Source organism: Indibacter alkaliphilus LW1, assembly GCF_000295935.2.
In the GTDB taxonomy this organism is placed as follows: Bacteria; Bacteroidota; Bacteroidia; order Cytophagales; family Cyclobacteriaceae; genus Indibacter; species Indibacter alkaliphilus.
Map to the genome: position 1 here is coordinate 97,161 of NZ_ALWO02000036.1, position 13,015 is coordinate 110,175.

7 protein-coding genes are annotated in these 13,015 nt (G+C 41.3%); 3 read left to right on the plus strand and 4 right to left on the minus strand.

Annotated elements, in window-relative coordinates; genetic code table 11:
* Positions 1–618: 618 nt before the first annotated feature.
* The 3 genes from A33Q_RS11775 to A33Q_RS11785 form a co-directional block, all read right to left on the minus strand.
* The gene (locus tag A33Q_RS11775) at positions 619–3,597 is read right to left on the minus strand and encodes a histidine kinase (protein ID WP_160169351.1); all 2,979 of its coding nucleotides are present in this window, start codon (positions 3,595–3,597) and stop codon (positions 619–621) included.
* The gene (locus tag A33Q_RS11780) at positions 3,590–4,303 is read right to left on the minus strand and encodes a LytR/AlgR family response regulator transcription factor (RefSeq protein ID WP_009034862.1); all 714 of its coding nucleotides are present in this window, start codon (positions 4,301–4,303) and stop codon (positions 3,590–3,592) included. Before A33Q_RS11780 ends, A33Q_RS11775 begins: the two co-directional genes overlap by 8 nt.
* Positions 4,304–4,508: 205 nt before the next feature.
* Positions 4,509–6,041 carry a zinc-binding dehydrogenase gene (locus A33Q_RS11785; RefSeq protein WP_009034861.1) on the minus strand — a complete coding sequence of 511 codons (1,533 nt, stop codon included), beginning with the start codon at positions 6,039–6,041 and terminating at the stop codon, positions 4,509–4,511.
* Between the two features lie 122 nt (positions 6,042–6,163).
* Between A33Q_RS11785 and A33Q_RS11790 the strand changes: the two genes are divergently transcribed.
* Entirely contained in the window at positions 6,164–7,552 is a 1,389-nt protein-coding gene (locus A33Q_RS11790) for a dipeptidase (protein ID WP_009034860.1), read from the plus strand.
* Between the two features lie 121 nt (positions 7,553–7,673).
* Entirely contained in the window at positions 7,674–9,734 is a 2,061-nt protein-coding gene (locus A33Q_RS11795) for a protein-disulfide reductase DsbD family protein (protein WP_009034859.1), read from the plus strand.
* Positions 9,735–9,946: 212 nt separating this feature from the next.
* Here the strand turns inward: A33Q_RS11795 and A33Q_RS11800 are convergent, their stop codons facing one another.
* Positions 9,947–10,972: a phosphotransferase enzyme family protein gene (locus A33Q_RS11800; RefSeq protein ID WP_009034858.1), complete on the minus strand. Its 1,026-nt coding sequence runs from the start codon at positions 10,970–10,972 to the stop codon at positions 9,947–9,949.
* Between the two features lie 217 nt (positions 10,973–11,189).
* Between A33Q_RS11800 and A33Q_RS11805 the strand changes: the two genes are divergently transcribed.
* Positions 11,190–12,965, plus strand: a complete 1,776-nt coding sequence (locus A33Q_RS11805) for a sodium:solute symporter family protein (protein WP_009034857.1) — start codon at positions 11,190–11,192, stop codon at positions 12,963–12,965.
* The last annotated feature ends 50 nt before the right edge of the window (positions 12,966–13,015 follow it).

The following is a 13,015-nucleotide window of genomic DNA, read 5'->3' on the forward strand; positions in this document are numbered from 1 at the left end:
AAGTAAGTTCGACCCCTTCAAGGTCGTTGATGGACAAAAATTGATATCATCGTTTTCCACGGGTTTCACCCAGATTGCTTATATAATTCCTCCCGAAGATTTCGCAGATTAAAAAGGTAACCACTGATTTTCACAGATAATTTTCATAATCCCTCTGCGGATTTCTGTGCTATCAGCGGGGGTGATTTTTTTGGATTCTTGCAATCACGTAAATAGATTTCTCGCTATACTCGAAATGACAAGGTGAAGTTTAATCATTACTTACACCTGATTCCAATATCTGTGCTTAGTCTCTCTGCGAAATTCTGCGCCTTCTGCGGGAGTTAATTTTTCTTTGCTTCTTGGCGTCTCCCGATTCAGGACAAGTTTTGCGAGAAATTTTCTTTGGGGATCTTTGCTCCTTTGTTTTCTCCCGATTCGGGACAAGTTGTGCGTAAACCCCAGCCTGAACCCAGAACATGAAAAAGCCGCGTCTGATCTCACCCAGATACAGACACGGCTTTTAATAAAAAATCCCTGGTGCTTATTTCAGGTACTTAAAATTACAGCATAAATCATTCAGATATATTTTTATTTAACATTCGCGGCATTTTGCAGGATATTCGCTGCGATTTTCATTTATTTAAAAAAACAAGGTATCCTGATGATGATTTCTGTACCCTTGTTTTCTACAGAAATCACCCGAATACTTTCCTCCTTATAGCCCGGCAAAAGTGCCAACCGCTCCCGCACCAAATCCATTCCACGCGATTTGTAAATGCTCTCCTTTTTTTTAGCCTGAATACCCTTGCCATTGTCCCATACCGCACAATAAATCATCCCCTCATCGGGCACAGAAAAAGAAATGATCAATTGAGGGTCAGTTTGTCCCGGTTCGAAGGCGTGTACGAATACATTTTCCACAAAGGGCTGTACAAGCATGGAAGGAATATAAAGGTTGTCGGGATCTATTTCCACAGGGATTTCCATTTTGAAATTCACCTTATTGTTAACCCTTTTGTTCTCAAGCTCTACATAATTGCTCAGGTAATCCACTTCTCTACTGAGCCGTACCTGTGGACGAACACTATTTTCAAGGGTATTGCGCATGAGTTTGGAGAATTTCCCCAAAAAATCCAAAGCCTCATCTCCTTGATTGCCCAAAATATAGTATTGTATAGAGTTCACCGCATTGAAAATAAAATGGGGATTCATCTGAGACCTCAGTGCTTCCAACTTGGTCTGTACAATTTTCTCCCGGATGACCGCTTGCCTGCGTACCTGTTGCAGCCTCCACCTGAATGCTGTATAGGTTACTAGAGCCAGTAACAAAAACACACCCAGCAAAAACCACCACCTGAAATAAACCGGAGAGGCTATGGAAAAATCCAACAAAACTGTTGCACTTCTTTTCCCGCTATGCAAATCCAGCGTTTCTATTTCCAATTGGTATTCCCCATAAGAAAGCGAAGCAAGGGTGATTTTACTTTCCGAAAATTCCGCACTCCAAGTATCCTCCGGGGTCAATCTATACCTATACCGCAACTTCTGTGGATAGGGGTGTCCCACGGGTTTAAAATCTATGGAAATGGTTTTTTCCCTATTTTTCAATAAAATTTTTTCCGCCTCATAGCTGAACCAGAGGATCTTTTCCTCTCCGTATAAAGAATTATTCACCATCAGTTCATTGACATCAAAAGTGAATTCATACTCCTTTTCCTCTAAAAGCTCTGGCAACTGTATTTTGTAATACCCCATATCGTAACCCACATAGAGCACCTCTCCGATTACTTTTCCGGAGGTAATCAACCCTGCACCCAAGCCCTGTTCCTTATCAAAAAATCTCACGGTTCCCTTGCTGTAGATATTCAATCCGACTTCTGTTCCAATCAACACCGCATCTCCATAAGTTTCAATAAAAACAATTCCATTCCCAATCAGCTGGGATTTGGGAACTTTATCTACAATTTCAAAGCCTTCATTGAGGTCAAGGATATAAAGGTCACCAAACTCAGCTCCCATATACAGCAAACCATCCTGTCCTAAGTGGACAGACTTAAATTTATTTTCTGTCCAAATTTTCTCATGCAAAAATGACCTCAAGCCCGAATCTACCCGAAGGTCATATAGCCCTGAAAAAACAGAAACAAAATAACTTGCGGAATCAGAGTGCACTATCCCAGCCAATTGGGTTGGAGTCTGTGGATCTTTGGGGGAAAAATAACGGAACTTAAAATTACCGGGATCATCATAAATCCTCATACCACCGTAAGGGTTGCTGCTGATTAATTTATCTTCGGGGCTTGATCCGATTACATAGGTATGAACAGGCAAGTAAAGCTTAAATTCACCTGAAGCAGCAAGTCCGAAAATACCTATATTGGTATTTACCCAATAAAGCCCAGCGATTTTGTGGATTTGATAAAAAACCACATCTTCAGCATGAGTGTCATAATCCAGTTCAAAAAAATCATCCTCATGGTTTGGAATAGGAAAAGGGAGGTTTCGAAGAAAACGGGTCTGTGCTTGCTTAAAATCTGAAGACGATAAAAATTTAGAAGCTTCTAATAGAGAAATCCCGTCTGAGTAAAGAATCGCACCAAGTTCATCCTTCCCGGAAAAACCTTTTACCTCTGAGTTTCTCTCTCCTTCAAAAAGTATGCGCTCATCCAACTTAATGCTGTACATTCCACGGTCATTTGAACCTAGGTAGAGGGTTTTGGTGAGTGAATCAAATGTTCCGGAGATAAAATTTTTGGCTTTTAGACCAAGATGTCTTTCAAAGGGCGCAAAGCGGCTTCCTGAAAGGACGAAGAGTCCTCCATCCTGTCGGTATATTCCCCAGGATGCTGCGAAAACAGTTTCCTCGGGTCCTTTCAGATAGGACCAGACCACAGATTGACCAAATGATATGGGCTCAGGTTGTGCTGAAATAAAGTTTTCTACATCAAATAAATCAACATGCCCTTTGTTGGAGGTATACACTTTTTGATCAAAATGACCAATGGCATAAATAGGCTTATGGTCATGGATCTTTTTCACTTCTGTTCCGGACTCAGAAAACAGGATTTCATAAAGTCCATGCCTGTAAGTTGTATAAAAAAGTCTTTCCCCGGCTTCAAAAAAACCTGAAGTATAGTTAGTGCCCTCGTCTCTTTGGGTTTCGGGAACAGACTCTATTCTTCTTTCCTCAATATGGATGATGGAAATACCGTTTTCTGTACCCACCAGCATTTTGTCCTGATAGGCATATAGTTGCCTTATCCTATCATCGATCAAACCGTTTTGGGAGTTGAACACCTGAAAACTTTTACCGTCAAAGAGGGTCAGGCCACCCCCATAACTTCCAAACCACATCTGATTGAGGTAATCTTCACCAATTGCCCAGCAACTATTGAATGCAAGGCCATCGGACTCAAAAAAAGACCGGAAGCTTCCATTTTCCATTTTGGACAAGCCGTTTTCTGTTCCTACCCAAAGCAGACCTCTTGAGTCTACAAAAAGCACCCTGATTGCATTATTGGGCAAGCCCTCGGCAGTGGTATATTGACGGAATGAATATTGTTGTGCACAAACAATCTGCACACAAAATAAAAACAAGACTAATGAATTACGCAAATTTCTGCAACTCACTTTTCCTACGGGTAGAAACAGGGATTTCGTGTCCATTGTGCATAATGAGGAGGCCGGTACCTCGGTCGTACCTTTTGATCTTGGTGATATTGACCAAATATGATTGATGGATTCTGACAAACCTTTCTTTTGATAATTTTCTTCCAATATAGCTCAGGGGTTTGGAAACAAACAAAGGTTCTTCTCCTGTGGATACAAAAAGCCTAGTATAATTTTTATCTGACATGCAATAAATCACCTCATCATGGCGGATAAATTCCAAACCTCCATCAATGGAAAAAGCACTGACTGCCAACCTTCTTCCTTGTGCAAAAATAGAGTTTTCTTCTTCTTTGAAATTGATATACCTCAAAAGGGTTTTTTGAAATTCCCTGATGTCAATGGGCTTCAGCAGGTAATCAAATGCACGATGTTTGAATGCCTCTATGGCGTAGTCCTTATGGGCTGTAGTAAAAATGACGTCAAAAGAACGGTTTTCAAAAAGTTCAAGTAAAGCAAAACCCGACTGTCTGGGCATTTGTATATCCAAAAAAACCAAATCGGGTTCTTCCCCCTGAATCAAAGGTACTGCCTCATCTACAGAGGAGCATTTTTGAATCACTTCAAACTTTCCTTCAAAATACTTATTCAGCAGCATTGCCAATGACTCTTGAGCATGCGGCTCATCATCGATAATTAAGACAGTGTACATAGGTATGATCATTAAGCCTGAGCCTCTTGGGTGAATTGGCTCAACAAGAAGGTAAAGTTATAGGAGAAGCTTCGATTAAAAAATACCGTTTACAGGGGATATTTGAATGGTTTTTGGCAATAAAGTGTAAGAAAATAATGGTATAGGAATATTTAATCCGAAAATGATTCCTCATATATGCTGCACACTAAGCAATTTTTGTACTTCAAAATCTCACCAAAGTGATCAGTTCTGCCACACAAACAGGTTTGGATTCGGTTTCTGAAGATAAGGCAGCATGCAGAAAAAGTTTAACCGTACCGTCTGGATTTTTTTCCACTTTGCTGATGGAAGCTTCCAATGTAAGTCTATCACCGGAGTAAACAGGTGCCGGGAAACGTACCTTTTCCGTGCCATAATTCAATGCCATCTGCACCCCTTCCAAAGGAAGAAGTTCATAAAGCAAATGAGGAATAAGGGAAAGTGTCAAGTAGCCATGTGCTAGATTTTTACCTCCCGGCAACATTGCCGCTGCTTTTTCTACATCTACATGTATCCATTGCAGGTCCTGCGTAGTTTCTGCAAATTTTTGAATCAAATCCTGACTCACGGTGACTCCACTGCTTTTTCCCAGCACTTTACCAATCAGTTTTTGAAGATCACTAGCGTTTTTGATTTTTATCGGCTTAGTCTCTTGATGAGCTAAGTCTTGTTGACTGTTTTCTTTGGCAACTTCTTCGGATTTTTGGGTACTTTTTTCCTTGTCTTTGGCCAATAAGCCTTCATTGACCACCACTACGGCCTTTCCGATGACTTTTCTTTCCATCATGTCGGCCAATGCCGATGGAGAATCTTTAAGGGAATAAGTCTGAAAAATGTGCTGCTTGATTTTACCTTTCTGAATATAGTTAACCAATTCCATCAGATTTTGCTGCGCCTCTCTAGGTTCTTCAGAAGAAAACCTTCCCCAAAATACACCCATCACTGCACAGCCTTTCAAAAGGGCCAAATTGAAGGGGAGTTTTGGGATTTCTCCAGCTGCAAAGCCAACCACAAGGTATCTTCCTTTCCAGGCCATACTGCGAAGGGCAGGCTCTGCATATTTGTCTCCGACTACATCTAATACTACGTCCACCCCTTTGCCTTCTGTAAGTGATTTGACTTTTTCCTTTAGGTCTTCTTCCTCATAATTGATTAAAACATCTGCTCCTTTGTCCTTACAAATGGCCAGTTTTTCTTCCGTGGAAGCCGCCGCTATCACTTTGGCTCCCATTAGTTTACCTAACTCTACAGCAGCCAATCCAACGCCTCCCGATGCCCCTAGAACCAAAAGTGTTTCCCCCGATTTAATTTGTGCACGATTTTTTAGTGCATGGTATGAAGTGCCAAAAGTGTACAATGTGGAGGCTGCTGTGATAAAGTCCATTTGTGTTGGCACGGGAAACACCCGGTTTGCTTCCACCTTGACTTTTTCTGCAAAACCTCCCCAGCCACAAAGGGCAAGCACTTTTTGTCCTTCCTTTATGTGCTTCACTGCTGTTCCTACTTTTAGGACAATTCCGGAAACCTCTCCTCCAGGGGCAAATGGAAGTTCTGGTTTAAACTGATATTTATTCTGGATGATCAATACATCGGGGTAGTTAACAGCACATGCTGCCACTTGGATCAGGACATCTTTCTCTCCGATTTGAGGGTCAGAGGTTTCGGTATATTGCAACAGCTCAGGACCTCCGTATGTAGTGCAAAGAATAGCTTTCATGGATAAAAGTTTTTTGTAAAATAGGCAATTCTTTAAATATAGCGTAATTTTATAGATTGGTTTTGGACAAGGTAATAAGCCTTTTAAAAACAAATTGCGAATAGAATAAAAACTCAAATATAATGTCAGTAAAACAATTTATTTCAGAGAATCAACAACGGTTTATTGAAGAACTTTTTGAATTATTGAGGATTCCCTCGGTAAGTGCAGACCCAAAATTTAAAGATGATGTCTTCAAGGCAGCAGAATTTGTAAAGGAAAGTCTTGAAAATGCAGGTGCTGATCAGGTGGAAGTCTGTCAGACTGCCGGATACCCAATAGTCTATGGTGAAAAAATAATTGATCCTAGCTTGCCTACAGTATTGGTTTACGGGCACTATGATGTCCAACCCGCAGATCCCTACGAGCTTTGGGATTCACCACCTTTTGAACCGGTAATCAAAAAAACTCCCAGACATCCCGAGGGTGCTATTTTCGCCAGAGGTTCAGCTGATGATAAAGGTCAGTTTTATATGCATGTGAAAGCCTTTGAAGCCATGATGGCCAATGAGGCTTTGCCTTGCAATGTGAAATTTATGATTGAAGGAGAGGAAGAAGTTGGATCTGAACACTTGGATATTTTCGTAAAGGAAAATAAAGAAAAGCTAAAGGCCGATGTAGTGCTCGTCTCCGATACCCACATGATTTCTTTGGAAAACCCATCAGTAACAGTGGGACTGAGAGGTTTGGCCTACATGCAGGTGGAAGTCACCGGACCAAACCGGGATCTCCATTCCGGTACTTACGGTGGAGCTGTTGGAAACCCGATCAATATCCTTTGCAAAATGATCGCTTCCCTTCAGGACGAAAATAACCATATCACGATTCCGGGCTTTTATGATAAAGTGGAGGAATATTCTCTGGAATACCGTGACAATCTTAACAAAGCTCCATTTGACCTGGATGATTATAAAAAGGAACTGGACATAGAAGATGTACATGGTGAGGCGGGTTTTTCGACAATTGAAAGAGTGGGAATCAGGCCTACTTTGGATGTAAACGGGATATGGGGCGGCTATACCGGAGAAGGCGCCAAGACTGTTTTGCCTTCAAAAGCTTTTGCCAAAATCTCCATGAGGCTCGTGCCCAATCAGGACCACAAAGAAATCGCCAAATTATTTGAAAGTCATTTCAAATCGATCGCCCCTGCCTCTGTCAAAGTAAAAGTCATCCCGCATCATGGAGGAGAGGCTGCCGTAGTATCCACTGACACCCCAGGTTACAGGGCGGCAGACTTAGCTATTCAGGAAGCTTTCGGCAAAAAGGCTATTCCCACCAGAGAGGGTGGCTCTATTCCAATCTGTGCATTATTTCAAAAAGAATTGGGCTTGGATCCTATTCTTTTGGGTTTTGGCTTGGATACGGATGCGCTTCATTCTCCGAATGAGCACTATGGCGTCAAAAACTATTTGATGGGTATTGAAACAATCGCCTCTTTCTTCAAACATTTTAAAGAGGAAGCCTCCAAGTAATGAAAATCATCTCACTGGAATCACTGAAAAGTTTCCGGTGATTTTATTTCAAGACTGATCCGATTTGAACTAAACCGCAGATTTCTTCATTATTATTCCTTAGAATATTAATCTCCCCGAAATGTCTACATACTTTAAGTCCTCTTTGGTATTGATCTTCTTGCTACTATTTAACGTGCAGGCTTTTGCCCAGCTTATCGCACCACCCAACTGGTCCATACAGTTTGAAAGCAAAACCCTGACAGTAGGTGAAGAAACCAAAATCATTTTCAAAGCACAGATTCCAAAGGATTGGTATATCTATAGCAATGATTTTGATCCTGACTTGGGACCTATGTTGACAGAGCTGAATGTGGATAAGTCTTCTGGACTGGAATTGATCGGGGAATTGAAGGCCATTAATCCCAAATCGAAGTATGATGAAATATGGGAAGGTGAGGTTACTTATTTTGAAGGTACCGGAGCCTTTGAGCAAAAAGTAAAAATTACTGGTAGCAATGTATCATTAGTAGGTTTTTTGGGCTATCAAATGTGTACCGACGTGACAGGCCAGTGCATTCCATTTGACGAGGACTTTGAATTGACCACACAAGCCAGCGGTACATCCAATTCTGATTCAGGATCTTCAGAAACACAAGAACTTCCTCTCAATGAAGAAGTAGAGGAAGAAACCCAAGTTGCTCAGGATAAAATTGAAGAGCAGACCGGAGCCCGAACTTTTATCAATCTGGATGATGATGAGGACCAATCTGGTTTGATAGGGTTTATGATCGTGGCCTTTTTAGCAGGTTTAGCGGCATTGCTTACACCTTGTGTTTTCCCGATGATCCCTATGACCGTGACTTTTTTTACAGGAAGATCAAAGTCCAGAGTTCAGGGGATCCGAAATGCTTCCATTTATGGACTATCCATCATTGCTATTTATACCATTGCAGGTACTGCAGTAGCAGCCATACAGGGGCCTGAATTTGCCAATTGGCTTTCAACGCACTGGCTGCCCAACATCTTTTTCTTCTTGGTATTTATCTTCTTCGCATTTGCTTTTTTGGGTATGTTTGAGTTGACGCTCCCTAGTGGTTTTGTCAATAAGATTGATGCCAAAGCAGATAAGGGGGGCTTAACAGGAATTTTCTTTATGGCCTTTACTTTAGTGTTGGTGTCCTTTTCCTGTACAGGGCCTATTGTGGGTTCTATTCTGATAAAAGCTGCAGGTGGAGATTTTCTGATGCCAATTGCTGGCATGTTTGCCTTTTCTTTAGCATTTGCTATACCTTTTACCCTGTTTGCTATTTTCCCCGAGTGGTTGAACTCCCTGCCAAAATCGGGTGGATGGCTGAACTCTGTGAAAGTGGTTTTGGGCTTTTTGGAGTTGGCTCTGGCATTCAAGTTCCTTTCCGTAGCAGATCAGGTGTACCATTGGGGACTTCTGGACAGGGACATTTACATCGCTATTTGGATTGTAATATTTGCGCTTTTGGGTTTTTACCTTTTGGGAAAAATCAGAACCAAGCACGACTCTCCTATGGATTACATAGGTGTACCCAGGTTGATGCTTGCAATCACAACTTTTGTTTTTGTAGTCTATTTGATTCCGGGCTTGTGGGGTGCTCCTCTTAAGGCACTTTCTGGGTACCTCCCTCCGATGGCTACTCATGATTTTAATATCGCTTCAAGCAAAGGGCTCACAGAATCATCCAGCAATCAACTGGACGATATTCCCAAGTATGCTGATTTCCTTCATTTTCCACACGGGATTCAGGGTTATTTTGATTATGATCAAGCCTTAGAAGCTGCAAAAAGAACAGGCAAACCGCTTTTCATAGACTTTACGGGTCATGGCTGTGTCAACTGTAGAGAAATGGAAGCGAGGGTTTGGTCAGAAACTCCTGTTTTACAGAGGTTAAACGAGGATTTTGTGATGGTAGCCTTGTACATCGATGAGCGCTATGAATTGCCAGAGGCCGAATGGTATACTTCCGACTATGATGGGAAAGTGAAAAAAACTATAGGTAAGCAGAATGCTGATTTTCAAATTACCCGCTTCAATAACAATGCACAGCCTTATTATGTAATTTTAGATCATAATGAAGAGCTACTTGTCAGGCCAAAAGCCTACGACACGAATGTGCAAAACTTTGTTGAGTTTCTGGATGGGGCAAAAGAGGAGTTTACTAGAAGATAGGTTTTTTAACCACTGATCATCACAGATCTGCACAGATAATAAAGCCATCAATTTACTCTGTTAGAAGAACGAACTGTGTTGATCCATGTCTGCTGGGGTTAACTTGATTACTGACATTTAGAACTACTGATCATCACAGGTCTGCACAGATATTGAGTCCACCATGATAGCTTGACCGAAGGACTATCTGTGTTCATCCGTGTCATCTGTGGTTAATTTATTTGGTCTAAAGCGTTAAGCAAGTACATATGGTTTTTGGCTCGGTGGAAGTTTTGTGCTTCGTATTTGATCTGGTAGTAAATGTTACCGTTCAGGTAGTCTGCCAAGAACCTAAAGCCCATGATGCAGGTCATCATTTTCCCTCCAAAGTGTAAAGAAGCTATTTCATCCTTTGTCAGAAAAGCACTCCCTCCATCGCAAAAACCCTGATACAGGGCCTCATATTTGGACTTATCAACAGAGATTTTTTCCCAAGCAGTGGAATGCTCATGCTCGGTACAAGCTACTGTCCTCACCAAATCCCCAAAATCATAGAATGCAAATCCGGCCATGATGGTATCCAAATCTATCACTGCCTTAACTGTGGATAAGTCCCCAGAAAAAATAAGGTTATTGATCTTCGTATCATTGTGTGTGAGCCTTAGAGGCAGTTTGGCAGCCCATGCTTTGTATTCCTTGACCAGATCCTCCCGGCCAAGATAAAAGTCAATCAACTCCTTCAATTCCACATTCAGCACTCTTTTGGACTTTTCAACTGCTGTCAAAAGTTGATGGTATCTCAAACTTAGGTCATTGAACCCAGGTATCACTTCTTTCAGATCTGCTCCCCGTATATGCTTCCCAGCATCGATAAGTTGAGAAAATGCCTTTGAAGCCAAAAAAGCATGCTGAGGCTCCTGAACCTCATTGACACAGGCTCCCTGCACAAAGGGAGAAAACCTAAAAATTCCATCCTCAAGTTTAGAAAATACCTCACCTCTTTTATTGGGAATTGGTAAAGGAAGTTCAAACGGAAGCTCCTTCCTGTTGATTTTTCTCAACATGATCAGATGGTTGTGAGAGATTTTTTCAGGAGCAGTGAACACCTTGTTGTTGAATTTTTGCAAAATCATCTTACCCATTGAAGTATCCACCAAATAGGTGTGGTGAATATGCCCATCGCCAAAGGCTTGAATACTTTCCAACTTTATGGAAAAAGGGTATTGTTTTTCGAGAAAGGAAAGCCAAGGGTATTGCATATTAGAAGATGGGAGTATTGTCTATGTAAAACCAATTCAATTTTTAGAAAATCAAATAAAACCCAAATCTGCAGGAATTTTAGCTAATTTGGAATCAGGCCTTTTGCAAATCCTACATAAATATTTACATTAGTAAAATTTATTAAAGAAGTTTGAAAGACAAAGGAAAAAAAATTAATAAACATTTCCTTATAAACACTTAAGAAACCCAAAACCTATGAACATTTCCTTAATTGACTGGGGTATCATTCTAGCCTTTTTTGTCATTTCCATGCTCATTGGAGTTTTTACATCCAGAAAAGCCGGTAAATCAGCAAAAGAGTTTTTTCTTTCGGGCCGAAATATGCCTTGGTGGCTCTTAGGTGTTTCCATGGTGGCTACAACATTTTCCGCAGACACACCAAACCTAGTAACCGATATAGTCAGAAAAGATGGAGTATCAGGCAACTGGGTATGGTGGGCTTTTCTTTTGACAGGCATGTTGACCGTTTTTGTATATGCAAAATTATGGAGAAGATCTGAGGTGACTACTGACCTGGAATTTTATGAATTGAGGTATGGTGGCAAGCCTGCGGCATTTCTGAGAGCATTCCGGGCTTTGTACCTGGGTGTTTTTTTCAATGTGGTAATTATGGCCACTGTCTCTCTTGCAGCTATTAAAATAGGCGGGGTCATGTTAGGCTTGAGCCCTGTAGAAACCTTATTGATTGCTTCTGTGGTTACAGTGATTTATTCATCCCTAGGTGGATTGAAAGGTGTTTTGTTGACAGACTTTTTCCAGTTTTTTATCGCTATGGCAGGAGCTATAGGAGCTGCTATTTACGTTTTGGATATGCCGGAAATCGGCTCACTTGACAACTTACTAACACATCCCAATGTAGCAGATAAGCTTGATTTCTTTCCTGATTTCAACAATTGGAATCTGGTTGTCCCGCTTTTGATCATGCCTTTGGCTATACAGTGGTGGGCAACCTGGTATCCCGGTGCTGAACCTGGTGGCGGCGGGTACATCGCTCAAAGAATGCTTTCTGCCAAAGATGAAAAAAATGCCATCGGAGCTACATTGTTTTTCAATATTGCCCACTATGGGATGAGACCTTGGCCCTGGATCATCATTGCCCTTTCTTCTCTGATCATTTTCCCGAATGTTTCAGATATGCAGGAAGCTTTTCCGCATATCCCTGTGGATAAGTTGGGAAATGATTTAGCCTATTCTGCTATGCTTACCTTTCTGCCTACAGGATTGATCGGTGTAGTCTTGGCTTCACTGATTGCTGCTGTGATGTCCACTTTATCCACACATCTCAACTGGGGCTCTTCTTACGTGGTGAATGACTTTTACTTAAGATTTCTAAAGCCTGAGGCCACTGACAAAGAATTAGTAATGGTTGGCAGAATATCTACAGTTCTTTTGATGGTTTTGGCAGCGTTTCTTGCACTGGCTTTGTCTAATGCACTTGAGGCCTTCAATATACTCTTACAGATTGGGGCAGGTACAGGGTTGATATTTATACTCCGCTGGTTTTGGTGGAGGATCAATGCGTACACAGAGATTTACGCTATGGTGATTTCATTTGTAGTAGCCATCTTTTTTGAAACCATTAATCCAAAAATTGGCCTTATACCTATTCCGGAAGATATGGCTTACTTAAAACTCCTCTACGGTGTGGGCATTACCACTGTCGGATGGATTTTGGCCACATTGCTCACCAAGCCCGAAAAGGATGAGGTATTGCTTTCTTTTTACAGAAAAGTCAGACCTGCTTCATTTGGCTGGAAAAAAGTGCTGGACAGATTCCCTGATGAGAAACAGGAACAGGGTCAACTTCCTATGGAAATAGGTTTGATGTTGATAGGATCAATCATGGTCTATGCAGTACTTTTTGCTGTGGGTTTCTGGATTTATGGAAACACCCTTTCTGCTATTATTGCTACAGTTGTAGCTATTTTAGGGGGAGTTATTATAATTAAAAGTTGGAAAAACATGCGTTAAAAATATCAGATTAGCTTTTCCAAAGTTCTCAGCTTTGGAAAAGTTTCAAT

Excerpts from the sequence above, each read along its gene's own strand:
- A33Q_RS11785 (WP_009034861.1), bottom strand. The coding sequence starts at position 6,041 with ATGAAAGCTATTCTTTGCACTACATACGGAGGTCCTGAGCTGTTGCAA.
- A33Q_RS11795 (WP_009034859.1), top strand. The coding sequence starts at position 7,674 with ATGTCTACATACTTTAAGTCCTCTTTGGTATTGATCTTCTTGCTACTA.
- A33Q_RS11780 (WP_009034862.1), bottom strand. The coding sequence starts at position 4,303 with ATGTACACTGTCTTAATTATCGATGATGAGCCGCATGCTCAAGAGTCA.
- A33Q_RS11800 (WP_009034858.1), bottom strand. The coding sequence starts at position 10,972 with ATGCAATACCCTTGGCTTTCCTTTCTCGAAAAACAATACCCTTTTTCC.
- A33Q_RS11805 (WP_009034857.1), top strand. The coding sequence starts at position 11,190 with ATGAACATTTCCTTAATTGACTGGGGTATCATTCTAGCCTTTTTTGTC.
- A33Q_RS11790 (WP_009034860.1), top strand. The coding sequence starts at position 6,164 with ATGTCAGTAAAACAATTTATTTCAGAGAATCAACAACGGTTTATTGAA.